The sequence below is a fragment of the Alicycliphilus denitrificans genome (assembly GCF_044792555.1).
GTDB lineage: Bacteria > Pseudomonadota > Gammaproteobacteria > Burkholderiales > Burkholderiaceae_C > Alicycliphilus > Alicycliphilus denitrificans_A.
On sequence record NZ_CP126238.1, the window covers coordinates 2133130 to 2157129 of the forward strand.

General features: G+C 65.5%; 21 protein-coding genes. 5 read left to right on the plus strand and 16 right to left on the minus strand.

The features are described from left to right. Positions 1–84 precede the first annotated feature (84 nt). From P7644_RS10090 to dapC, 6 genes are read right to left on the minus strand one after another with little or no spacing between them, the layout of a single operon-like run. A complete protein-coding gene (locus P7644_RS10090; RefSeq protein WP_404298753.1) occupies positions 85–1080 on the minus strand; it encodes a LysR family transcriptional regulator in 996 nt (331 codons plus the stop codon). 1 nt (position 1081) lies between these two features. After that, positions 1082–2002 (minus strand): 50S ribosomal protein L3 N(5)-glutamine methyltransferase, encoded by a 921-nt coding sequence (gene prmB, locus P7644_RS10095; protein WP_404298755.1) that lies wholly within the window; start codon positions 2000–2002, stop codon positions 1082–1084. Beyond that, complete coding sequence (dapE, locus tag P7644_RS10100) at positions 1999–3174, minus strand: succinyl-diaminopimelate desuccinylase (protein ID WP_404298757.1); 1176 nt, start codon at positions 3172–3174, stop codon at positions 1999–2001. Before dapE ends, prmB begins: the two co-directional genes overlap by 4 nt. A gap of 45 nt (positions 3175–3219) precedes the next feature. Continuing rightward, complete coding sequence (locus P7644_RS10105) at positions 3220–4383, minus strand: PilT/PilU family type 4a pilus ATPase (protein WP_404298759.1); 1164 nt, start codon at positions 4381–4383, stop codon at positions 3220–3222. A gap of 60 nt (positions 4384–4443) precedes the next feature. Beyond that, positions 4444–5268: a 2,3,4,5-tetrahydropyridine-2,6-dicarboxylate N-succinyltransferase gene (dapD, locus tag P7644_RS10110; protein WP_404298761.1), complete on the minus strand. Its 825-nt coding sequence runs from the start codon at positions 5266–5268 to the stop codon at positions 4444–4446. A 7-nt stretch (positions 5269–5275) separates the two neighbouring features. After that, complete coding sequence (gene dapC, locus P7644_RS10115) at positions 5276–6478, minus strand: succinyldiaminopimelate transaminase (RefSeq protein WP_404298763.1); 1203 nt, start codon at positions 6476–6478, stop codon at positions 5276–5278. A gap of 152 nt (positions 6479–6630) precedes the next feature. Between dapC and P7644_RS10120 the strand changes: the two genes are divergently transcribed. Next, positions 6631–8136 carry a methyl-accepting chemotaxis protein gene (locus P7644_RS10120; protein ID WP_404298765.1) on the plus strand — a complete coding sequence of 502 codons (1506 nt, stop codon included), beginning with the start codon at positions 6631–6633 and terminating at the stop codon, positions 8134–8136. Positions 8137–8143: 7 nt separating this feature from the next. Here the strand turns inward: P7644_RS10120 and rsxB are convergent, their stop codons facing one another. The 3 genes from rsxB to P7644_RS10135 form a co-directional block, all read right to left on the minus strand. Beyond that, the gene (gene rsxB, locus P7644_RS10125) at positions 8144–8854 is read right to left on the minus strand and encodes an electron transport complex subunit RsxB (protein WP_404298767.1); all 711 of its coding nucleotides are present in this window, start codon (positions 8852–8854) and stop codon (positions 8144–8146) included. A gap of 14 nt (positions 8855–8868) precedes the next feature. Beyond that, complete coding sequence (locus P7644_RS10130; RefSeq protein ID WP_404298769.1) at positions 8869–10179, minus strand: polyhydroxyalkanoate depolymerase; 1311 nt, start codon at positions 10177–10179, stop codon at positions 8869–8871. A gap of 207 nt (positions 10180–10386) precedes the next feature. After that, positions 10387–11445, minus strand: coding sequence for a GTP pyrophosphokinase family protein (locus P7644_RS10135; RefSeq protein ID WP_404298772.1), 1059 nt, complete (start codon positions 11443–11445; stop codon positions 10387–10389). A 498-nt stretch (positions 11446–11943) separates the two neighbouring features. On the opposite strand from P7644_RS10135, the gene P7644_RS10140 reads away from it, so the two are divergent. Further along, positions 11944–12399, plus strand: coding sequence for an Lrp/AsnC family transcriptional regulator (locus P7644_RS10140; protein WP_404298774.1), 456 nt, complete (start codon positions 11944–11946; stop codon positions 12397–12399). An 18-nt stretch (positions 12400–12417) separates the two neighbouring features. Here the strand turns inward: P7644_RS10140 and P7644_RS10145 are convergent, their stop codons facing one another. From P7644_RS10145 to P7644_RS10165, 5 genes are all read right to left on the minus strand, one after another. Continuing rightward, positions 12418–13893, minus strand: coding sequence for an amino acid permease (locus tag P7644_RS10145; protein ID WP_404298776.1), 1476 nt, complete (start codon positions 13891–13893; stop codon positions 12418–12420). A gap of 126 nt (positions 13894–14019) precedes the next feature. Beyond that, positions 14020–14814, minus strand: coding sequence for an ABC transporter ATP-binding protein (locus P7644_RS10150; protein WP_404298778.1), 795 nt, complete (start codon positions 14812–14814; stop codon positions 14020–14022). A gap of 22 nt (positions 14815–14836) precedes the next feature. Then, complete coding sequence (locus tag P7644_RS10155; protein WP_404298780.1) at positions 14837–15724, minus strand: ABC transporter permease; 888 nt, start codon at positions 15722–15724, stop codon at positions 14837–14839. Positions 15725–15803: 79 nt separating this feature from the next. Beyond that, a complete protein-coding gene (locus tag P7644_RS10160) occupies positions 15804–16772 on the minus strand; it encodes an ABC transporter substrate-binding protein (protein ID WP_404298782.1) in 969 nt (322 codons plus the stop codon). 229 nt (positions 16773–17001) lie between these two features. Next, positions 17002–18702, minus strand: a complete 1701-nt coding sequence (locus P7644_RS10165) for an electron transfer flavoprotein-ubiquinone oxidoreductase (RefSeq protein ID WP_404298785.1) — start codon at positions 18700–18702, stop codon at positions 17002–17004. Positions 18703–18849: 147 nt separating this feature from the next. Here P7644_RS10165 and P7644_RS10170 point away from each other — a divergent pair, with 147 nt between their 5' ends. After that, positions 18850–19269 carry an acyl-CoA thioesterase gene (locus P7644_RS10170; protein ID WP_404298787.1) on the plus strand — a complete coding sequence of 140 codons (420 nt, stop codon included), beginning with the start codon at positions 18850–18852 and terminating at the stop codon, positions 19267–19269. Here P7644_RS10170 and P7644_RS10175 read toward each other — a convergent pair. Both P7644_RS10175 and P7644_RS10180 read right to left on the minus strand, forming a co-directional pair. Then, positions 19199–20617: a sensor histidine kinase gene (locus P7644_RS10175; protein ID WP_404298788.1), complete on the minus strand. Its 1419-nt coding sequence runs from the start codon at positions 20615–20617 to the stop codon at positions 19199–19201. The genes P7644_RS10170 and P7644_RS10175 overlap by 71 nt on opposite strands. After that, the gene (locus P7644_RS10180) at positions 20614–21294 is read right to left on the minus strand and encodes a response regulator (RefSeq protein ID WP_404298790.1); all 681 of its coding nucleotides are present in this window, start codon (positions 21292–21294) and stop codon (positions 20614–20616) included. Before P7644_RS10180 ends, P7644_RS10175 begins: the two co-directional genes overlap by 4 nt. Positions 21295–21425: 131 nt before the next feature. On the opposite strand from P7644_RS10180, the gene P7644_RS10185 reads away from it, so the two are divergent. Both P7644_RS10185 and P7644_RS10190 read left to right on the plus strand, forming a co-directional pair. Beyond that, the gene (locus tag P7644_RS10185) at positions 21426–22118 is read left to right on the plus strand and encodes a phosphatase PAP2 family protein (protein ID WP_404298791.1); all 693 of its coding nucleotides are present in this window, start codon (positions 21426–21428) and stop codon (positions 22116–22118) included. A 140-nt stretch (positions 22119–22258) separates the two neighbouring features. Continuing rightward, positions 22259–23944 (plus strand): phosphoethanolamine transferase, encoded by a 1686-nt coding sequence (locus tag P7644_RS10190; RefSeq protein WP_404298793.1) that lies wholly within the window; start codon positions 22259–22261, stop codon positions 23942–23944. Positions 23945–24000 lie beyond the last annotated feature (56 nt).

Consider the following 24000-nt stretch of genomic DNA (forward strand, 5'->3'; position numbering starts at 1 on the left):
GCGCGGCTTGCGCGGCGGTGCAGGGACTGTCTCAGAACCGGCGGGGTTAGAGGAAATACTGTTTATTGATCCGATGCCATCAAATTAATTGATGGCCTGATCCATGAGCCAGCGCGCCTGCCATTGGCCACCGGCTATCAGGCTGCGCGCGTGGGCCAGCAGGCATTGGCGCACCACGGCGGTGGCGGCATCGTCCGCGCGGCTGGCCTGGGTGGTCAGGTGGTAGCGCCGCTGCAATGCCGGATCGACGATGCGGGCGACGATCCATTGCCCTGGGGCAGCGGCCTGCTGGCGCTGGGCTGGCAGCCCCTCGGCCAGGGTGCAGGCGGGCGAGAAGGTGAAGCCGGCGCCGCAGTAGTAGAGCGAGCGGATGACGCGCACCGAGTCATGCTCGTGCACGATGTTCAGGCGCAGGCCGTGCTGCTCGGCCGCCGCCTCCACGCTCTGGCGGATGGCAAAGCGGCGCGACTGCAGCACCAGCGGCAGCCGGCAGGCGTGCCCAAAGGCCAGGCTGGGCAGGCCGCCGCCCGCGGCGGCCTGCAGCAGCGGCGCCACCGCGGCGTCACGGTCCAGGCCCGTGAGGAAGATGTCTTCCTGTGCCATGGGCTGGCAGGCGAGGCCGGGCAGCGATGGCGTGTCGACGAGGATGCCGATGTCGGCACGGCGCTCCAGCACGGCCTTTTGCACCGCCAGGCTCAGACCGTCGAGCACGAAGATGCGGATGCGCGGGTGCGTCTGTGCCAGCTCGGCGATCACCGGCCCGAGCAGCAGCGTGGTCAGCAGAAAGGGCACGGCAATCGTGACCGAGCCCTCCGGCCCCTGAGGCAGGCGCCGGATGCGCTCGCCCATGGCCTCGGCGTCGCTGAGCAGGCGGCGCGCGTCCTGGTACAGCTGGGTGCCGGCCGGTGTCGGCGCCACGCCGGCGTGGCTGCGCTCGAGCAGCTGGGCGCCCAGCTCCGCCTCCAGTTTCTTGATCTGGGCCGTCAGCGCCGGCTGGGCCACGTAGAGCGAATGCGCGGCGCGCGAGAGGCTGCCGACCTCGACCACGGCGATGAAGTAGCGCAGCGCCCGCAGGTCCATGTTAGCCGCTTGCCGCGGCCCAGGCCTGCAGCGCGGCGCGCGTGATCAGCAGCACCTGGTCCTCGCCGGCGCTGGTCTCAAGCCAGAACACGGGCAGCTGGGCAAAGGCGGCCTCGAAATGCGCGCGCTCGTTGCCGATCTCCAGCACCAGCACGGCGTCTTCGCTCATGCAGGCCGGGGCATCCGCCAGCAGCTGGCGGATGAAGTCCATGCCGTCGCTGCCGCCGGCAAGTGCCAGCTCGGGTTCGGCGCGGTATTCAAGGGGCAGCTCGGACATGCTGTGCGCGTTCACGTAGGGCGGGTTGCACAGGATCAGGTCCCAGGGGCCGGGGACTTGGGCCAGGCCATCGGATTGCACCAGGCGCACGCGCTGCTGCAGGCCGTGCTTCTCGACGTTGATGCGCGCCACGGCCAGGGCGTCGGGCGAGAGGTCGGCGCCCGTGACCCGCACCTCGGGCCAGGCCATGGCCGCCAGCACCGCCAGGCTGCCGTTGCCGGTGCACAGGTCGAGCACGCTGCGCGTCTGGTCGCTGAGCCAGTCGTCGATGCTGCCGTCGGCCAGCAGCTCGGCGATGAAGCTGCGCGGCACGATGGCGCGCTCGTCCACATAGAAGGGCACACCGACCAGCCAGGCCTCGTGCGTGAGGTAGGCGGCGGGCTTGCGCGTGGCGATGCGTTCCTCGAAAAGCGTAGCTACCAGCGCTTGGTTGTCGGGCGTTACAAGCCGATTTGATACTGAATCCGGAGCGTCCTCGTCAAGCACACTATCCAGCGGCAGGCCCAGGCGCCATAGCACCAGCCAAGCGGCCTCGTCGCGCGCATTGGCTGTGCCGTGGCCGAAGGCCACGCCGGCCCCGGCCAGGCGCGCCGCGCCGCTTTCGATCAGCGCGCCCACGGTGGCGCCGTGTACGGCCTGCGTCATGCCGCGGCCCGCGCGTTGAGGTTTTCCAGCGTGCGGCGGTAGATGTTTTTGAGCGGCTCTATGTCCACCAGGCGGATGTTCTCGTCGATCTTGTGGATGCTGTCGTTGGGCGGGCCCAACTCGACCACCTGCGGGCAGATCTGGGCGATGAAGCGCCCGTCGCTGGTGCCGCCGGTGGTGGACAGCTCGGTGCTCAAACCCGTCTCGGCCAGGATGGCCTGCTGCACGGCGTCGACCAGCTCGCCCGGCTGGGTCAGGAAGGGCTGGCCGCCCAGGGTCCAGGCCAGCTCGTATTCGAGGCCATGGCGGTCGAGCAGGGCATGGACGCGCTGTTGCAGGCCCTCGGCCGTGGACTCGGTGCTGAAGCGGAAGTTGAAGTCGATGACTACCTGGCCCGGGATGATGTTGGTGGCACCCGTGCCGCCGTGGATGTTGCTCATCTGCCAGCTGGTGGGCGGGAAGAAGGCATTGCCCTGGTCCCAGACGGTGGCGGCCAGTTCGGCCAGCGCGGGCACGGCCTGGTGGATGGGGTTGCGTGCCAGTTGCGGGTAGGCGATATGGCCCTGCACGCCCTTGACCGTGAGCTTGCCGCTGAGCGTGCCGCGGCGGCCGTTCTTGATCATGTCGCCGGTGCTGCCCACCGCGGTGGGCTCGCCCACGATGCACCAGTCCAGGCGCTCGCCGCGTGCGGCGAGCCGCTCGACCACCACCTTGGTGCCATCGACCGAGGGGCCTTCCTCGTCACTGGTGAGCAAAAAGGCGATGTTGATGGCCGGCGCGGGCGTGGCGGCCAGGAACTCCTCCACGGCCACGACGAAGGCGGCGATCGAGGTCTTCATGTCGCTGGCGCCTCGGCCATAGAGGCGGCCATCGCGCTGCGTGGGCGTGAAGGGCGCGCTGCCCCACTGCTCCACGGGGCCGGTGGGCACGACGTCGGTATGGCCCGCGAATACTACGAGTTTAGTAGCTGCTTGCGCTTGACTGGCGGGCGTTGCAGGCCTTTTTGCCCATAGATTGCTGACGTGGAAGGTGGGCGGCCCACTGTCCAGCCGTTCGCAGGCAAAGCCCAGGGGCGCCAGGCGCTCGGCCAGCAGGTCGAGGCAACCCGCGTCCTCGGGCGTGACGGAGGGGCGGGCGATGAGTTGTTCGGTCAGTTGCAGGGTGGGGGACATCGGGCGGGCAGGGTAGGGGCCGGCGTAGCGGCCGGTATAAAGCCATCAGGCAGATTTCACGTCCAGCACGATCTCGGTGAACGAGGGTTCATCGTCCTCGGACGGCTGGCTGGCCTCTTGCTGCGCCTGTGCGGCGCGGGCGGCGATGGTGAAGTCGTTTTGCAGGCGCCACATCAGGTTGGTGGGCGAGTCGGCGTAGGCCAGGCCTTCCTTGCGGTCGATCTTGTCGTTCAGGATCAGCTGCGCCAGCGCTTCCTCGAAGGTCTGCGAGCCCTCGGCCATGGACTTTTCCATGGCCTCGCGCACGCCGGAGAAGTCGCCCTTCTCCACCAGGTCGGACACCAGTTTGGTGTTGAGCATGACCTCGGCGGCCGGCAGCCGCTCGCCCGCCTTGGTGCGCACTAGGCGCTGCGAGACGATGGCCTTGAGGGCCGAGGCCAGGTCCCCCAGCATGGTGGGGCGCACCTCGACGGGGTAGAACGACAGGATGCGGTTGAGCGCGTGGTAGCTGTTGTTGCCGTGCAGCGTGGCCAGGCATAGGTGGCCCGACTGTGCGTAGGCGATGGCGGCGGACATGGTCTCGCGGTCGCGGATCTCGCCGATCAGGATCACGTCGGGCGCCTGGCGCAGCGCGTTCTTCAGTGCCGTCTGCAGCGACTGCGTGTCGCTGCCGATCTCGCGCTGGTTGACGATGGATTTCTTGCTCTTGAACTGGTATTCGACCGGATCCTCGACGGTCAGGATATGGCCCGTCATGGCCTCGTTGCGCTCGTCCAGCATGGCCGCCAGCGTGGTGCTCTTGCCCGACCCCGTGGCACCCACGACCAGGATCAGGCCGCGTTTTTCCATGATGAGTTCGCTGAGCACCGGGGGCAGGTTCAAGGAGGACAGCCTGGGGATTTCCTGCGCGATGAAGCGGATCACCACCGCATAGGTGCCGCGCTGGCGCATGGCGCTGATACGAAAACGCCCGACACCCCTGAGCGGCACCCCCATATTGAGTTCGCCCGTCTCCTCGAGCTCCTCGATGCGCTCGGGCGGCACGACCTCGGCGAGCAGATTTTTCGGCGCGTCGGGCGGCAGGAGCTGGCTGTTGATGGGCACGCATTCGCCGTTGATCTTGATCAGCGCAGGCGCATTGGCCGACAGATAGACGTCGGAGGCCTTTTTCTCGCCCATCAGGCGCAGGATCCTCTCCATCGTGCTCATGCTCGCTCCCTCTCTCGTAGTCGTTGTCGTGCGCGGCCGTCCACCGGCCCGGCGTGCCTGTCAGTCGCGCAGCAGGTCGTTCAGGCTGGTGCTGGAGCGCGTCTTGGCGTCCACCTTCTTGACGATGATGGCGGCATACATGCTGTAGCGCCCGCCGTCCTTGGGCAGGTTGCCGCTGACCACCACCGAGCCCGCGGGCACGCGGCCGTACATCGTCTCGCCCGTGGCGCGGTCGTAGATCGGGGTGCTCTGGCCGATGTACACGCCCATGCTGATGACGGAGTTCTCCTCCACGATCACGCCCTCGACCACCTCGGAGCGCGCGCCGATGAAACAGTTGTCCTCGATGATGGTGGGGCCGGCCTGCAGCGGCTCCAGCACACCTCCCAGGCCCACGCCACCGGACAGGTGCACGTTCTTGCCCACCTGGGCGCAGGAGCCCACGGTGGCCCAGGTGTCCACCATGGTGCCCTCGTCCACATAGGCGCCGATGTTCACATAGCTGGGCATCAGGATCGCGCCCTTGGCGATGAAGCTGCCGCGGCGCGCCACGGCCGGCGGCACCACGCGCACGCCGGTGGCGGCCATCTCGTCGGGCGTGAGGTGGGAGAACTTGGGTTGCACCTTGTCGAAGAAGGCCAGGTCGCCGGCCCTCATGACGGCGTTGTCCTTCAGGCGGAAGGACAGCAGCACGGCCTTCTTGATCCACTGGTGCACGGTCCACTGGCCCACGCCTTCGCGCGTGGCCACGCGCAGCTTGCCATTGTTGAGCTCGGCGATCACATGCTCCACGGCATCCATGACCTCCTTGGGGGCGGAGGCGGGCGAGAGGCTGGAGCGGTTGTCCCAGGCGTTGTCGATCAGGGTCTGCAGTTGTTGACTCATGGTGAGCTCAGGTACGGGATTGGATGAATTGCACGATGCGCCGGGCGGCCTGCTCGCATTCCTCGGCCTCGGCCACCAGGGCCATGCGCACGCGCTGGGCGCCGGGGTTGGCGCCGCCGACCTCGCGCGCCAGATAGCTGCCCGGCAGCACCGTCACATTGTATTGAGCCAATAGTTCTCGGGCGAACTCGGCATCACTCATGGCCAGGGCATCGGGCAGCCTGGCCCAGAGGTAGAAACCTGCGTCGGGCAGGCACACGTCCAGCACCTCGGTCAGCATGGGCGTGACCTGGGCGAACTTGGCGCGGTACAGGGCGCGGTTTTCCTGCACATGGGCCTCGTCGCTCCAGGCGGCAATGCTGGCCGCCTGCACGGCCGGCCCCATGGCGCTGCCATGGTAAGTGCGGTAGAGCAAAAAGGCCTTGATGAGTGCCGCATCGCCCGCGACGAAGCCGCTGCGCAGGCCCGGCACATTGCTGCGCTTGGACAGACTGGTGAAGGCGAGCAGATTGCGGTAGTCCGCCCGGCCTAGCCGGGCCGCGGCTTCCAGGCCACCCAGCGGCGCCTCATCGCGGAAGTAGATCTCGCTGTAGCACTCGTCGGAGGCGATCACGAAACCATAGCGGTCGCTGAGCGCGAACAATTTTTCCCACTCGGCCAGTGGCATCACGGCCCCCGTGGGGTTGCCCGGTGAGCACACGAACAGGAGTTGGGTGCGCTGCCACACGGCCTCGGACACGCTGTCCCAATCCACGGCGAAGTTGCGCGCCGGGTCGCTGGGCGCGTAATGCGGCGTGGCGCCCGCCAGCAGCGTGGCGCCCTCGTAGATCTGATAGAACGGATTCGGACAGACCACGGTGGCACCCGGGCGCGAGGCATCGACCACCGTCTGTGCGAACGCAAACAGCGCCTCGCGCGAACCGTTGATGGGCAGCACCTGCGTGGCCGCATCCACGCCTATGCCATAGCGCCGCTGCAGCCATGCGGCACAGGCCTCGCGCAGGCGCGGCTCGCCGGCTGTGGAGGGGTAGCTGGCCAGGCCGGCGAGGTTGGCGGCCAGGGTGTCCTGGATGAAGCGCGGTGTGGCATGGCGCGGCTCGCCCATGCCCAGGCTGATGGGGCTGTACTGCGCTGCGGGGGTGACCCCCGCGAAAAGTTGCCGCAGCCGTTCGAATGGATAGGGCTGCAATAAAGAGAGCAGGGGGTTCATGGGGCGATTATCAAGGATGGCTGACAGGGACGTTACAGGCCGAGTTGCCTACGATGAATGCGGGAAACGCCCGGGTTAGGTAAAAATGTTTATCTACGTTACAAACGGCATCATTTGTATGTGGCGCTGGGACTGCGAGGGAGAAGAGGGCAATGGCTGATTCATACATTCTGCGGCCAGGCACCTGGCTCATGCGCAGGCTGGGGTTTTCGACCAAGCTGGCCTTGCTTGCGGGCGTAGCCGTGCTGGCGCAGCTCATTGTTGCAGGCGTGCAGGGGCTGGGCGCGCAGGTGGCTTGGATCGTGTGCGGCGCAGCCATGCTGGCCATTGTCTATCTGGCGCTGGCGCTACAGAGCAGCGTGACAAAGGACTTGGGACGGCTGAGCAGGGTCATGGAGTGCGTGGAACATGGCGATCTATGCGCCCGTGTCGGGATGCGGGGTGCCGATGAGTTGGCACACATGGGTGCTCAACTTGATCGCATGGTGCTCACGCTGTCATCCATGGTGGCCGACATTCGCAGCAATGCTGCCCTGGTCGCGCATGCGGGACAGAGCCTGGCCGCAGACAGCTGCGAGCTTGCAGAGCGTACCGAGCAACAGGCGGCAAGCCTGGAGCAAACGGTTGCCAGCGTGGCGCAGCTGTCGTCGGCAGTGAACAACAATGCCCAGGCGGCGGGCGTGGCCGATCAGCGTGCGGCAGCGCTGCGCGGTGCGGCCGAGGCCGGCACCCAGGCCATGGCGCGTGCGGTCGACTCCGTACAGAGCATTCAAAGCGATGCGCGGCGTATGGGGGAGATCATTCAGGTGATTGACAGCATCGCGTTCCAGACCAACATCCTCGCCCTCAATGCTGCCGTGGAGGCTGCGCGTGCGGGCGAGCAGGGGCGTGGTTTTGCCGTGGTGGCAGCGGAGGTGCGCACTCTGGCACGCCGCTCGGCCGAAGCGGCGCGTGAGATCCGTGGCCTGATCAGCACATCGGTGCAGCAGGTGGAGACCAGCGCAAGCCTGATCCGCTCCACGGGCGACGGGATTGCTGCCATGACGGACAGCATTCGGGGCGTGGCGGATCATGTGAGCGAGATTTCGCATTCGGCGAGTGAGCAGGAGACCGGTCTGCGTGAAATCAGCACTGCGGTGCAGCAGCTCGACCAGATCACCCAGCGCAACGCACAGATGGTCGGCGATGCACTGCGGCAGGCCCAGGTGCTGGAAGGCCGTGCTCATACGCTATCGCAGGCGGTGCGCAATTTCCGCCTGCAGCAAGGTACGGCCGAGGAGGCTGCAGCCCTGGTGGAGCGCGCAGTGGCCATGCATGGTGCTTACTCGCGCGAGGCTTTCTTGCGCACCTTGACCGATCCTGCGCAGCCTTACCATGACCGCGACATGTATGTGTTTGCACTGGATGCCGCTGGCACCTACCTGGCCTTTGGCGGCAACCCGGCCAAGGTGGGGACGCGCGTCCACGACATTCCTGGTGTCGCCGGTGAGCAGCTGCTGCAAGCCATAGTGGCGCAGTCGGAACGTGCCCCCGGCTGGGTGGAGTACGACATCACTCACCCGGCGACCGGAGCCGTGCAAACAAAGATGTCTTTCGTGCAACGCGCGGGAGACCTGTTCCTGGGCTGCGGGGTCTACAAATCCTTGGCCGCAGTTTGATGCGGCTTCAAGCGCGCTCCGCGCGCTGTGCCCGGGCGCGCGCCAGCGCTGCGGCGATTGCAGCCTGTTTTCCGCCCAAGGGGGGCAGAGCGGCCGGCCCGACGGTGCTGGGCAGTGCCTCGGGCCGTTTGATGTCGGCCGGATCAGGTATGGCCTGCGCCTGATGCTGCTGCTCGCGCTCCAGGCGCTTTTGCCGGGATTGATAGCGCGCGCGGGCCTGGTCGGCCTGCAAGGCGGACCAGGCCGACCAGCCCGTGGCCTGGCCGCTGGCGTTTTCCATACGTATGCAGTCCACGGGACAAGCGGGCAGGCATAGCTCGCAGCCCGTGCAATGGGACGCCATCACGGTGTGCATGCGCTTGTTCAGGCCCAGGATGGCATCCGTAGGGCAGGCCTTGATACACAGCGTGCAGCCGATACACCAGTTTTCATCGATCACGGCCACGGTACGCGGGACTTCCTGCCCATGTTCAGCACTGAGAGGCAGCTCGGGGCGCCCGGTGATGGTGGCCAGGCGCGCCACACCCTGGGCGCCTCCGGGCGGACATTGATTGATCCCGGCCTCGCCATGGGCCACGGCATGTGCGTAAGCGGCGCAGTCGGGGTAGCCGCAGCGCGTGCATTGGGCTTGTGGTAGGGCCGTGTCAATGCGTGCGGCCAAGGCGTGCAGCTCAGCCGTGGACAGCGGCGGCAGTTGCTCAGCCTTGGCTGTGCTCACGCTTGCCCCGCGTGTCAGGTGCCGGTGCGTGCGCGGCGCACGCGAGCGGCATTTGGCTGGCTGGGTTGGTTGGCGAGTATGAAGTCGCGCACCTTGGGATAGACATGCTTGCGCCAGCGGCGGCCGCTGAAGATGCCGTAGTGGCCAGCACCCTTGACCTCATAGTGCGTGCGGTGCTCGGCCGGGATGCCGCTGCACAGGTCCTGCGCTGCCTTCGTCTGGCCACAGCCTGAGATGTCGTCAAGCTCGCCTTCGATGGTCAGCAGTGCCGTGTTGATGATGTCCTGTGGGCGCACACGCTCAAGTTCGCCACTGACCGAGCGCACATCCCAGGTCCCGTGGACCAGCTTGAAGTCCTGGAAAACGGTCTTGATGGTCTCGAGGTAGTAATTGGCATCCATGTCGAGCACCGCGTTGTACTCATCGTAGAACTTGCGGTGGGCCTCGGCACTGGCGTCATCGCCGCGGATCAGGTTCTTGAAATAATCATAGTGGCTGGTCGCGTGGCGATCCGGGTTCATGGCCACAAAACCCATGTGCTGCATGAAACCTGGGTAGACGCGACGACCGGCACCAGGGAAATTACTGGGAACACGGTAGATAACGTTGTTTTCGAACCACTGAAAGCTGCGCTTGGTGGCGAGGTTATTCACCGCCGTAGGCGAACTGCGTGCGTCGATGGGGCCACCCATCATGGTCATGGACAGCGGCGTCATCTCGCCACGGCTGGCCATGAGGGAGACGGCGGCCAGCACCGGCACGGTGGGTTGGCACACGCTCATCACATGGCAGTTACCGTAATGGCGCTGCAGGTGGCGTATGAACTCCTGCACGTAGTTCGCGTAGTCGTCCAGATGGAAGTCGCCCTCGGACAGTGGAACCGTGCGTGCGTTTTTCCAGTCGGTGATGTAGACCTTGTGCCCCTCGAGCATGGAGTGCACGGTCTCGCGCAGCAAGGTGGCATAGTGCCCAGACAGCGGTGCGACGATGAGCACCGCAGGTTGCTCCTTGAGTTTGAGCAGGGTGTCGGGGTCGTCCGAGAAGCGCTTGAAGCGGCGTAGCTCGCAAAAGGGCTTGTCGATCTCTATGCGCTCATGGATGGCGCAGCTCACGCCGTCCACATCTACGGTACGGATACCGAATTCGGGCTTTTCATAGTCCTTGCCAAGTCGGTACATCAACTCGTAGGCCGCAGACATGCGGTGTGCCACTTGCGTTTCGCTGAAAGGCGACAGCGGGTTGCTGTAGAACTTGGCAGCCGCCTGCGCCAGGTCGGCGAAGGGCTCCATCAGGGTGCGCTGGGATTCGTAGAGGGTGTACAGCATGGGGAGCTCATTTTATGTTGCAGTGCACAATATCGTAGCGATTGCCTGGATTTGCGTGTAGGACCATTGCCGATATTTCGTCCCGGATGCGACAAAAGAGCAAGCCATTTTGACTATGGTGTTAATAGATTTTCATACTTTGTGGTACGGCGTTGCAGCGGCTTTTTGCTGCCGTGCGTACCCTATGAAAAGATCATGAGCACGCGCTCAGGCCTGGCCCTGCAACCAGGCCTCGAAGGCCTCGCGTGAACTGTTGCGCAAAGCACGACGAAATATCTGCTTGTCCCCCAGGTACAGGCAGTGGCGTATCACGGTGAAGGGGGTGAAACTGTTCTCCGGGTTGTGCTCCTCGTAGAACTGCTTGTAGCGCTTGACTGTGGCCAGGGTTTCGCGCAGCAGCGCATTGAAGCGCGAGCGGGTGATGCCCGGCGACCAGGCGCGGATGTCCTCCACGAACTGATCCACCTTCTGGGCGTCGAACTCCACATCCTTGAAGAAGTGGTTGGCGATCTTCAGGAAGGTGAAGGCGTTGAGCTCGCTACCTGGCACCTGGAGGCGCGCCGCTTCGGTTTCGGCTTCGGGTTCGGTGATTTCGTCGGGTGCGCGTTGCAGCTCGGCGGCTGTGGCATCGCGGATTTGGCGAAATTCACGGTCGGCCAATTCGAAAAGTGCCGAGAGCACATTAATGCGACGCTTGAGCTGTGCGGGGATCGATTTTTTGTACTTGATCTTGTGATCCAGCACGCTCCAGGCGTCCTGGATGATGGTGCGAACCTGCAGCTCGAAGGGCTGGTTGGCATAGGCGGCATTCTCCGGCAGCGCGGCCTGGGTGGCATTGAGCCGCAGATCCAGGTGCAGGCCCTTATAGCCGAACGAGGCCTCGGTGCCTTCCATGGCGCTGGTCTTGTCGGTCACGTCGATCACATCAAAGTGTGACTGGACGATCTGCGCCACTTTCTCCAATTCGTCCTCATACAGGCAAACCACGCGCACGCCGATCAGGTCGGTGATGTAGTGGCGGATCTCGTAGGGCGTACTGCTTTCTTCCAGAGCCGTGCGGTATTTGCGTGAAAACTTGTGCACGCATTCGTCACGGTCTTTGACACGGCCATCAATCTTGGCGATATCAATGTCGCGCGCACGCGACAAAATCGACTGCAGCAGCGCCATGAAGTAACTACAGGCTTGCTCCAGGGCTGGGCGCTCCAGCGCATAAAAAGCGTGGAAGGCGGCCTCCTCGCGTGCGAGATGGGACGCTGCAGACATGCGGTGACCGGAGTCTCAGATAGATGGAGTCGATGGTAGAACAGCGCACCTTGTCCGGCCATAGCCGGGGCAGTAGGACGGTGCCGTTTTTGCGTTCAAGTTTTGGGTGATGCTGCCGGTGCTTGTCAAGATGTTTGTCCGTTTTTTCATGTGGCAAATGGCGCCAATTCTGCACCCTGCCGGCCAGTTGGGCCGCTTCATAGTAGATGTCAGCATGGCCCGATTCAGCATACAGCCAAACCCCCGCCCGGCGGTGACCGGGCGGGGGTTGCCAATGTCGGGCGCCCCGGTAAGGGCGCCGTTTGCAGTGGGTTGGCGGGATTGCCGCCGCCCCAAGATAAAGGTCTTTACGCTACGTGCCTGCCGCTATGAAACGGCCTTTCTCCGTACAGAGAGTATGCGCCGCGCGGCATAGATGAATTTGCTTAATTTCTCTGGATTTCCTTTAATTGAAGAAAAATTTTCTGCAAATTACTCATTTTGTGAATAATGCAGAGCATGGATCGACTTGATAAAAAAATTCTCTCCGTGCTGCAGGCCAATGCGCGTGCCAGCCTGCAGGAAATTGGCGCCGCCGTGGGCCTGAGTCCCTCGCCCTGCTGGGGGCGCATCCGGAAGATGGAGGAGGCCGGCGTGATCGAGGGCTATACGGTGCGCCTCAATCCCCAGGCGCTTGACCTGGGCGACACGGTGCTGGTGCAGGTGACGCTGGACAGCCATTCCGACAACACGCTGGAGAAGTTTGGCGAGATGCTGGCCAGCATTCCCGAGGTGGTGGAGGCGCACCTGGTCTCGGGCGACTATGACTATCTGCTGCGCGTGGTGGTCAAGGACACGCGCGACTACGAGCGCCTGCTGCGCGAGAAGCTCTACAAGATCAAGGGCATACGCCACAGCCGGTCGAGCTTTGTGCTGCGCACGCTGAAAAAAGCCGACCTGCCGCTCGGGGTGTAGCGGCAGGCTGGAAGGGGCTCAATAGGCCTCGGGTTTCACCTGCATTTCGCTGTAGGGCACGATGCGCGAGCCCTTGATCCAGCGATAGCCGAACCAGACCAGGAGGAACAGCGGCAGCCCGATGTAGGTGGCCACGACACCTGTCCAGTCGATGCGCTCTTGCAGGAAAGCCTGGTAGTTCTGGCCCAGCGTGATGGTCATGCACAGCACGAAGGCGAAGATGGGGCCGAAGGGGAAGGCGGCGGCGCGGTAGGGCAGGGCCGACAGGTGCAGGCCCTGCGCCTCGTAGCCCTTGCGAAAGCGGTAGTGGCTGATGGCGATACCGAGCCAGGCGATGAACCCCGTCATGCCCGAGAGGTTCAGCAGCCAGATATATACCGCCTGCGGGCTGAAGATGTTGGTGAGAAAGCACAGGGCGGCCACCACCGTGGTGGCGATCAGGGCCATCACCGGCACGCCGCGCGCGTTCACACGGGCAAAAATGGCCGGTGCCATGCGCTGGCAGGCCAGGGTGTAGAGCATGCGCGTGGAGGCGTACATGCCCGAGTTGCCTGCCGACAGCACCGAGGACAGCACCACGGCGTTCATCAGGGCGGCGGCCGACAGCAGGCCCGCGCGTTCAAATACCAGGGTGAAGGGGCTCACGGCGATGTCGCCCACATCATTCTTGAGCAGCTGCGGATCGGTGTAGGGGATGAGCAGGCTGATGACCAGAATGGCAAACACGTAGAACAGCAGGATGCGCCAGAATACCTGGCGCACGGCGCGCGGGATGTTTTTGGCCGGGTTTTCCGATTCGCCCGCGGCAATGCCGATCAGCTCCGTGCCCTGGAAGGAAAAGCCCACGATCATGGCCACGCCGATCAGTGCCGCAAAACCGCCGGCAAAGGGCGCATCGCCCTGCGTCCACAGCGCCAGATTGCCCCACAGGCCCTCGGGCGCACCACCACGCACAATGCCCAGGATCATTAGCAGGCCGATGCCGATGAAGATGATCACCGTGGTCACCTTGATGGCGGCAAACCAGTATTCGGCCTCGCCAAAGCCCCTCACCGAGATGGCGTTGAGGCCGCACATGATGGCCAGGAATACCGCGCTCCACAGCACCCCGTCGACGCCCGGGAACCAGTAGGCCATGACGAGCTGCGCCGCCACCAGGTCCACGGCGATGGTCACGGCCCAGTTGTACCAGTAGTTCCAGCCCAGGGCGAAGCCAAAGCCCTCATCGACGTAGCGCGCGCCGTAGGTGGCAAACGAGCCCGAGGTGGGCAGGTAGGCGGCCATCTCGCCCAGGCTGGTCATCAAGAAGTAGACCATCAGGCCCACGACCATGTAGGCCAGCACGGCGCCGCCGGGGCCGGCCTGGGAGATGGTGGCGCCGGAGGCGACGAACAGGCCGGTGCCGATCGAACCGCCGATGGCGATCATCGACAGGTGGCGCGCCTTCAATGCGCGGTGCAGGTGGTTGCTGGAGGCGGAGTCGCTGGCGCTCATGAAGAGTCCTCGGAGGGGCTTGGCCGGTAGCTGCCGTTGTGCGGCGCGCCCGAACCAAGATGGGTGTCTGGTGTTGACTTGGAGGGTGGATAGGGGCCGATAGGGTGCCGGCCCGCAAACAGGGGGTCAGCCCAGCAGCAGGGCGTCGTCCGAGAGCTTCTCGCCGCGCACTTTCTCGAACATCTGCAGCAGGTCGGGCACATCCAGGCGTGCGCGCTCCTCGCCCGACACGTCCAGCACCACCTGGCCCTGGTGCAGCATGACGGTGCGCTGGCCCACGTCCAGCGCCTGGCGCATGCTGTGCGTGACCATCATGGTCGTGAGCTTGTTCTCGGTCACGATGCGCGCCGTGAGTTGCAGCACGAAGTCGGCCGTGCGCGGATCGAGCGCCGCCGTGTGCTCGTCCAGCAGCAGGATGCGGGACGGCTGTAGCGCCGCCATGAGCAGGCTCACGGCCTGGCGCTGGCCGCCCGAGAGCAGGCCGATGCGGTCCGTGAGGCGGTTCTCCAGCCCCAGGCCCAGCGTGGCCAGGCGTTCGCGGTACATGGCGCGCTCGGCCTGCTTGACAGCGCGCGCCAAGCCGCGGCGCGTGCCGCGCTGCTGGGCCAGGGCCATGTTTTCCTCGATGGTCAGGTCTTCGCAGGTGCCGGCCATGGGATCCTGGAACACGCGCGCCACGCGCTCGGCACGCTCCCACACGGGGCGGCGCGTCACGTCCAGGCCGTCGATGGCGATGCGGCCCTGATCCACGCCGATGTCGCCCGAGATGGCGTTCAAGAAGGTGGACTTGCCCGCGCCGTTGGAGCCGATGACGGTGACGAACTGACCGGCCGGGATCTCCAGCGACATACCGCGCAGCGCGCGCGTCTCTATGGGCGTGCCGGGGTTGAAGGTGATGAAAAGGTCTTGTGCGCTCAGCATGGCGTTTTCTCCTGGGGGTACGTCAGGCCTTGCGGCTGCTGAGTTTGCGCTTGAGCTGCGGGATCACCAGCGCCACCGTGACCAGCGCGGCGGTGACCAGGTTCAGGTCTTGTGCCTTCAGGCCGATGAAGTCGCTGTTGAGCGCCGCCGCGATGAAGAAGCGGTAGACGATGGCGCCCACCACCACCGCCAGCGTCGCCCAGACGATGCGCCGCGACGGCAGGATGGACTCGCCCACGATCACGGCGGCCAGGCCGATGACGATGGTGCCAATGCCCATGGAGATGTCCGAGCCGCCCTGCGTCTGAGCAAACAGTGCGCCGGCCAGGCCCACCAGGGCGTTGGAGACGGCCATGCCCAGCAGCACCATGGCCCCGGTGTTGATGCCCTGGGCGCGCGCCATGCGCGCGTTGGAGCCGGTGGCACGGATGGCCAGGCCACGCTCCGTGGCAAAGAACCAGTCCAGCAGCAGCTTGGCCAGCACCACCACGACGAACAGCACCATGGGGCGCGCCACGTAGTCGGGAATGCTCTCGGGCTGCAGCAGCGTGAAAAGGGTGGTGTCATTGATCAGCGGCACGTTGGGCCCGCCCATGATGCGCAGGTTCACCGAGTACAGCGCGATCATCATCAGGATGGATGCCAGCAGGTCCATGATCTTGAGCCGGACGTTGAGCCAGCCCGTGATCAGGCCCGCCGCCGCGCCGGCCGCCGTCGCGGCGAGCGTCGCCAGCCAGGGGTTGGTGCCGGTGGAAATCAGAATGGCGCAGACCGCGCCGCCCAGCGGAAAGCTGCCGTCCACCGTGAGGTCGGGAAAGCGCAGCAGACGGAAGGAGATGTAGACCCCCAGGGCCACCAGGCTGAATATCAGGCCGATTTCAACGGCGCCGAGCAGGGAAAAAAGTGACATGGGCGGTGCTGGGGGCTGGGAGTCAAAAACAAAGCAGGAGCCCGGGGGCTCCTGCAGGCATGGGCAAAGGCCCGTATTGTTACTGAACGACCTGCGCGGCCGACTTGATCAGCGCGTCGGAGAGCTTGACGCCTTGTTTTTCTGCGGCGCCGGGGTTCACGAACAGCTCCATTTTGGTGCTGAGCTCGGGCTTGATGTCGCCGGGCTTCTCGCCCTTGAGAATGCGCGCCACCATGCGGCCGGTCTGCTCGCCCAGGTCGCGGTAGTTGATGCCGAAAGCGGCAATGGCGCCACGCTTGACGCTGTCGGTGTCCGAGGCGACCAGCGGGATCTTCGCGTCCTGGCCCACTTTCACCAGCGACTCGTAGGCCGAGACCACGTTGTTGTCGGTGTTGGTGTAGATCACGTCGACCTTGCCGATCAGGCTGCGCGCGGCGCTGCTCACGTCCACCGAGCGGGGGGCGGCGGCCTCGACCAGGGTCATGCCCAGGGTGGGCAGGAGTTTTTGCAGCTCCTTGACGACGACCACCGAGTTGGCCTCGCCGGGGTTGTAGACCATGCCCACGCGCTTGGCACCGGGCACGACCTGCTTGACCAGGTCCATTTGCTTATCGAGCGCCAGCAGGTCGGACACGCCGGTCACGTTGGTCTTGGATGCCTCCCAGCTGGGCACGAGCTTGGCGGCGACGGGGTCGGTGACGGCGGAGAACACCACGGGCACGGTCTTGGTGGCGGCCACCACGGCCTGGGCCGAAGGCGTGGCGATGGCGACGATGGCGTCGGGGTTGTCACCGACGAACTTGCGTGCGATCTGCGCCGCCGTGCCGGTGTTGCCCTGCGCGCTCTGGTATTGCCACTTCAGGTTCTTGCCGGTTTCATAGCCCGCGGCCTTGAGGGCCGCCTGCACCCCGTCGCGCACCGAGTCCAGGGCAGGATGCTCCACGATGGCCGTGACGGCCACGGACTTTTGCTGCGCATGTGCCACGGGGGCAAGGGTGGCCATGGCCAGGGCGATTGCGCCTAGGGGGGCCCAAGACAAACTCTTCATTTCGGTTCACTCTCCAATTGAACGTGCGGGGTTTCCTGTGCTTGTTATCCCAGGCCGCTGCAGGAAGGTCATGCGGCCTTGGCACGCGAGTCTAGCGTTTGCGCGCAGTGGCCGCGTTGGTTGTTTCCCCGTATCGATGATACGCGTTGAGTTTTAATGAAATTGGCTTGTAACGCTTGTTGGATAAGCGCGACAAGCTATCAAAATCATTGCATCCAATAGCCTGATGCTACATGCCCGAATAGTTCGGGCCGCCGCCCCCCTCGGGCGTGACCCAGACGATGTTCTGCGTCGGGTCCTTGATGTCGCAGGTCTTGCAGTGCACGCAGTTCTGCGCGTTGATCTGCAGGCGCTGGGCGTTGCTGCCCTGGGCCTCGTCGGGCACGAACTCGTAGACACCGGCCGGGCAGTAGCGGCTCTCGGGCCCGGCGTACTTCGCCAGGTTGATGTTGACCGGCACGCTGGCGTCCTTGAGTGTCAGGTGCGCGGGCTGGTTTTCCTCGTGGTTGGTGTTGCTGATGAAGACGCTGGACAGGCGGTCGAAGGTCAGTTTGCCATCGGGTTTGGGATAGACGATGGGCTTGCACTCGGCCGCGGGCTTGAGGTACTCGTGGTCGGCCTTGTCGCGGCGCAGCGTCCAGGGAATGTGGCCGCGCAGCACAAACTGCTCGAAACCGTTCATCAGCGTGGCGGTGGCCAGGCCGTACTTGAACCAGTTCTTGAAGTTGCGGTCCTTGTTCAGCTCGGTGTAGAGCCAGCTTTCCTCGAAGGCCTTGGGATAGGCGCTCAGTTCGTCGTGCTGGCGGCCGCTTTGAATGGCGTCATACGCGGCCTCGGCGGCGAGCTTGCCGGTCTTGATGGCCGAGTGGCTGCCCTTGATGCGGCTGACGTTCAGGTAGCCCGCGTCGCAGCCCACCAGCGCGCCGCCCGGGAACACCGTCTTGGGCAGGGAATTGATGCCGCTGGCGTTGATGGCGCGCGCGCCGTACGAGAGGCGCTTGGCCGTGACCTCGCCCTTGTCGTTCTCGAAGTACCAGCGGACGTTCGGGTGGGTCTTCCAGCGCTGGAATTCCTCGAAGGGGCTCAGGTAGGGGTTGGTGTAGCCCAGGCCGGTGACGAAGCCCAGCGCCACCTTGTTGTCATCCAGGTGGTACAGGAAGGCGCCGCCGTAGGTCTTGCTGTCCATGGGCCAGCCGGCGGTGTGCATGACGAAGCCGGGCTGGTGCCTCTTCGGGTCGATTTCCCACAGTTCCTTGACCCCGATGCCGAAGCTCTGCGGATCGCGGTCCTCGTCGAGCTTGTAGCGTGCGATCAGCTGCTTGCCCAGGTGGCCGCGCGCGCCCTCGGCGAAGATCGTGTACTTGGCCAGAAGCTCCATGCCGAGCTGGAAGTTCTCGGTGGGCTCGCCATTCTTGCCGATGCCCATGTTGCCCGTGGCCACACCCTTGACCGAGCCGTCTTCGTTGTAGAGCACCTCGGCGGCCGTGAAGCCGGGGAAGATCTCCACGCCCAGCGCCTCTGCCTGCTCGGCCAGCCACTTGGTGACGTCGCCCAGGCGCACGATGTAGTTGCCATGGTTGTGTGCGAACGGCGGCAGGACGGCGTTGGGTACGCGAAAGCCTGACTTTTCGCTCAGGAAGATGTAGGCGTCATCGGTCACGGGCTGGTTCAGGGGGGCGCCCTTGGCCTTCCAGTCGGGGATCAGCTCGGTGAGCGCACGCGGGTCCATGATGGCGCCCGAGAGGATGTGGGCGCCGGGTTCGGACCCCTTTTCCAGCACCACGACGGAGACGTCCTGGCCCTTCTCGGCCGCCAGTTGCTTCAAGCGTATCGCCGTGGCCAGCCCGCCCGGGCCGCCGCCGACGATGACCACGTCGTATTCCATGGCTTCGCGCGGGCCGTACTGGGCGAGGATTTCTTCATTCGTCATGGGTGTCTCTTCTGCTTGGATCGTTGGAAAATAGACCGGTCCACTCAGCCAGAGGGCTGGGGCCGTACTGGCGGCGATTGTATTCACGCCGCGGCAGGGCAAGGACGGGCAGCTTGCGCGGCATCTGAGGGAGTGACGGGGATAGCCATGAAAATCGAGATTGCCGAGCAGAAAAAATGGGTTCACACCATGCAAATGGATGTGCGTTGGGGCGACATGGACGCCATGGGTCATGTGAACAACGCGGTGTACTTTCGCTACATGGAGAGCGTACGCGTGGAATGGATGCGGGCCGCGGGCTGTCAGCCCGACCCCAAGGGCCAGGGGCCGGTGATCGTGAACGCGTTTTGCAACTTCTACCGCCAGCTCGAATACCCGGCCCAGCTGCTGCTCAAGCTCTACGTGAGCGACCCGGCGCGCACCACGTTCGAGACCTGGACCACCATCGAGCGCGTGGACCAGCCCGGCGTGCTGGCCGCCGCCGGAGGGGCCACGGTTATCTGGGTCGATTTTCCGGCGCAAAAGGCTGCACCGCTGCCGGATTGGATGCGTCAGCTGGTGCTGTAGCAGCGACCAGTTGCATGCGCGCCTCGAAGCCAGCGCTCTCGCCCGGCAATGGCGATGCCAGCGTCAGAAGCGCATCGTGCTTGGCGGCGATGGTGGCCACGATGGACAGGCCCAGCCCGTAGCCTGTGCGCTCGGCGCTATGGCGCACATGGCGCTGCTGCAGGGTCTGCAGGCGGTCGCCGCTCACGCCGGGGCCATGGTCGCGCACCGCCAGCGCACAGCCCGGCCCGACGATCAGTTCAACGGGGCTGTCGCCGGCATAGTGGAGTGCGTTTTCCACCAGGTTGCGCAGCGCAATGGCCAGGGCGTCGAAATCGCCCAGGGCCACGGGAGCAGGTCCTTCGTAGGCCTGCACCAGATCTAGCCGGTCCACCGCGCGCTCTTCCTGCCAGAACTCCTGTGCCACCGTGGTGGCCAGTTGCACCAGGTCCACGGGCTGGCGCGTGAAGGGGGTGCTGGACTCCGCGCGTGACAGTTGCAGCAGCTTCTCGGTACGCTGGCCCAGCGTTTGTAGGGAGCCGATGGCGGCCTGCACGTCGCTGTGGCTCAGGCCATGCTCCAGCGCCGTTTGCAGGCGCAGGCGCGCGGCGGCAAGCGGCGTGCGCAGCTCGTGCGCGGCATTGGCCGCCAGGGCGCGCTCCACGTCCAGGGCCAGGGCCAGGCGCTCCAGCAGGTGGTTCACATGCTCTTCCACGCTGCGCAGCTCGCGTGGCAGATCGGCCAGGCCAATGGGCGTGAGCAGTTGGCCGCCGCGCAGGCTGATTTCCTGCGTCAGCGTGTCCAGCACCTTGAGTTCGCGCCGCGCTATGCGCCGCAGCAGCAGGGCCAGCAGTGGCAGCATGGCCACCATGGCAACGATCAGGCCGGCCAGCGTGCGGTTCACGGCCTCGCTGCGCTCCTGCAGCGGGTCCGCCACCTGCAGGTAGATGGCTCGCGTGGGGTGGATCAGCGTGTACACGCGCCATTGCCCGGTGTTGGCAAAGCCCTGGGCCAGCGGTACGTCGAACTGCTCGGACCGGGTCTCTGCCGACCGCGCCAGCACCCGGTTGTCGGGTGCGATGAGCTGGTAGAGCACATCGGCATCGGCAAAGGAGCCCGGGGTGGGCAGGATCAGTGGCCCGGCATCGGCGGGACGTGCCGCAGCCCTGTCCAGATGCTCCAGCGCAATGTCGAACATGCGGTGCGAAACCTCGACGAGCTCGCTGTCGAAGTTGTAATTGATCTCGCTGTCCACGTACCAGACCACGCCCAGCACGCACAGCAGCCATACGCCGCCCACCCACAGGATGAGGGCGCGCGTCAGGCGTCCGGCCAGGCTTTGTGCGTGCGCGGAGCTCACAGGGTTCATGCCGGGCTTTGGACGCCGCCGCCTTGCACCATCCGGTAGCCCAGGCCGCGCACGGTTTCGATGTGCTCGCGCCCCAGCTTGCGGCGCAGCCGGCTGATGAAGACCTCCAGCGTATTGCTGTCGGTGTCATCATCGAAACCGTACAGGGCATCCTGCAGTCGCTCGCGCGTGTGCAGGTGCTCGGGCCTGGTGGCCAGCACGCGCAGCAGTGCCCATTCCTTTTGCGTCAGGGCAATCGGCACGCCGGCGCGGCGCACCTGCTCGCGCGACAGGTCGATCTGCAGCTCGCCCAGGCTCAGCACCGGCACCTGCGCCGCGCTGCGCCGCCGCTCCACGGCGCGCAGGCGCGCCAGCAGTTCGCCGGGGTCGTAGGGTTTGACGAGGTAGTCGTCGGCACCGGCGTCCAGACCATGGATGCGGTCGCTGACCTGGTCGCGCGCCGTGAGCACGATGACGCTGGGGCGCTGCTTGATGGCGCGCAGCTGCGGCAGCAGGCTCAGGCCGTCGCCGTCGGGCAGGTGCAGGTCCAGCAGCACGGCTGCGTATTGCGCCGCATGCAGGGCCGCGCTGGCCTGCGCCAGGCTGGGCACGGCGTCCACCACGAAGGCCTTGGCGCGCAAATAGCCGCACAAGGCCTGGGACAAGGCCTCATCGTCCTCCACCAGCAGCACGCGCATGCACGTCCCCGTCGCAGTTGCAAGGATGCGAAGTGTAGGCCCGCAGGCCTGTGCCGTGGCGTTGCCCGTTCATATTGCGTTCAGGCCAAGGACCTACTGTCCAGGGCTTTTGCCGACGCCCTGGTTTCATCATGTCTTCCTGGACCCCGCGCCGCCTGTGGGCGCTGACGCTGTTGCTGTTCGTGCTGCTGGCCCTATGGGATGCCACGGGCCTGGATCTGCCCCTGGCGCGCTGGTTTGGCTCGCCGCAGGGCTTTGCCTGGCGCCATCAGGCGCTCTTTGTGCTGCTGCTGCACGAGCTGCCGCGCATGGCGGGTGCGGCGCTGCTGGCGGCGCTGTTCGTGGGGGTGTTCAGGCCCTGGGGGTTCCTGCGCCGTCTTGCCCGAAAAGAGCGCTGGCAACTGCTGCTGGCCATTGCCGGTGCTGCCCTGGCGATTTCGGCGCTCAAACGCCTGAACACCACCAGCTGCCCCTGGGATCTGGCCGAGTTTGGCGGCGTGGCGCGGTACGTATCGCACTGGCTGTGGAACATGCGCGATGAAGGGGCGGGCCACTGCTTTCCGGCGGGCCATGCATCGACGGCCTTTGCCTATCTGGCGGGCTGGTTCGTGCTGCGCCGCAGGGCTCCCCGCGTTGCCGGGCCCTGGCTGCTGTGGATGCTGCTGGCGGGCATGGTGCTGGGGCTGGCGCAGCAGATGCGTGGTGCGCATTACATGAGCCATACTCTTTGGTCGGCCTGGATTTGCTGGGCCTGGGGCCTGGCAGTGGATACGGCGCTGCAGCTGCGCCAGCGCGGCATGATTGCCGTTGCCACGCAAAATTAAACCTGAACACGGGCTTCAGCCTGGGTTCAGCGGTGGAATCGACGATATAGACGCTTATGCCTCAGCCTACTTCCGACACTTTGGTTTCTTCTTCCCCACAGGCAAATCCCGCTACGCCCCCCCGGCATGCGCCCGGGCGCATGCGCCAGGCATGGCAGCGGCTGGACGACTGGTTTGCCACCCCCTTGTCGGCCCAGCAGGTGGTGCTGCGCCTGTCCCTCTACCTGGTGCTCGCGGCCAACTGGCCGCTGTGGCTGCAGCTCACGCGCATTGGCGGCGCGCCCAGCATCTACATGCGTTCGGCGGCGGCGCTGGCGCTGCTCATCGTCTGCGGCATGGTGGCCATCCTGGCCTTCACCGCCTGGACGCGCGGCATGAGGCTGCTGTGGTGGCTGGTGGTGCTGGTGGCGGCGCTGGCGCAGTACTACATGCTGACCTACAGCGTGGTCATGGACCCCGGCATGGCCGCCAACGTGCTGCAGACCGACGCGCGCGAGGCGGCCGACCTGCTGAGCCTGCGCCTGCTGCTGACCGTGCTGGCCGTGCTGGCCCTGCCCAGCTGGTGGCTGCTGCGCGTGCGCATCCCGCCCATGCGCCCGCTGCGCCAGGTGTGGCGCAACCTGGTGCTGCTGGTGCTGGCGCTCGGCGTGGCCGCGGGCACGGTGGCGGCCACTTCGCGCGACCTGGCGCCGCTGATGCGCAACCACCCGCAGCTGCGCTACCTGATGAACCCGCTGGCCAGCCTGTACTCGGCCACCGTGTCGGTGGTGCGCCCGGTGTTTGCGCGTAGCCGCACGCTGGTGCCCATGAGCGAGGGCGCGGCGCTGGGCGCCTCCTACGCCGCGGCCGCCAAGCCCCTGCTGTTCGTCCTGGTGGTGGGCGAAACGGCGCGGGCCGACCATTTCGGCATCAACGGCTATGGCCGCGATACCACGCCCGAGCTGGCCAGAAACCAGGTCATGAGCTGGCGCGAGGTGCGCTCCTGCGGCACGAGCACGCTGGCCTCGCTGCCCTGCATGTTCTCGCCGCTGGGCAAGAGCGCGTTCGAGGCGCGCGACGATGAGTATGAGAACCTGCTGGACGTGGCGCAGGCCGCGGGCCTGGCCGTGCTGTGGCTGGACAACCAGTCCGGCTGCAAGGGCGTGTGCGACCGGGTGCCGAATGCCTCGGCCGTTGATGGCCTGGACAGCGAGGCGCGCAAGAGCCTGTGCGACGGCGGCGAGTGCCGCGACGAGGCCATGCTGCACGGCCTGGATGCGCGCCTGGCCGCCATGCCCGAGGCCCAGCGCAAGCGTGGCGTGCTGCTGGTGCTGCACCAGATGGGCAGCCACGGGCCTGCCTACTACAAGCGCTCAAGCGGCGCGGCCAAGCGCTTCATGCCCGAATGCCGCACCGAAGTGCTGGCCGACTGTGCCCACGGCGAGCTGGTGAACGCCTACGACAACTCCATCGCCGCCACCGACATCTTCCTGGGCAAGACCATCGACTGGCTGCGCGGCCAGTCCGCGCGGTACGACACCGGCATGCTGTACCTGAGCGACCATGGCGAGTCGCTGGGCGAATACGGCCTGTTCCTGCATGGCATGCCCTACGGCATGGCACCCGACGTGCAAAAGCATGTGCCCATGGTGGCCTGGCTGGATGAGGCCCTGCTGCGCCGCGAGCGCCTGTCCGCCACCTGCCTGCGCGCCGGCGCCGACACGCAGCTGACGCACGACAACCTCTACCACACCATGCTGGGCCTGCTGGACGTGCAGTCGCCTTCGTACCAACGCCCACTGGATGCCTTTGACGGCTGCCGTGGCGCGGCCTTGGTTTCTAAGTGAAAAATGGCTGTAGCGCTTTATTGATAAGCGTCTACAGCTATTTATTCAATAGTATT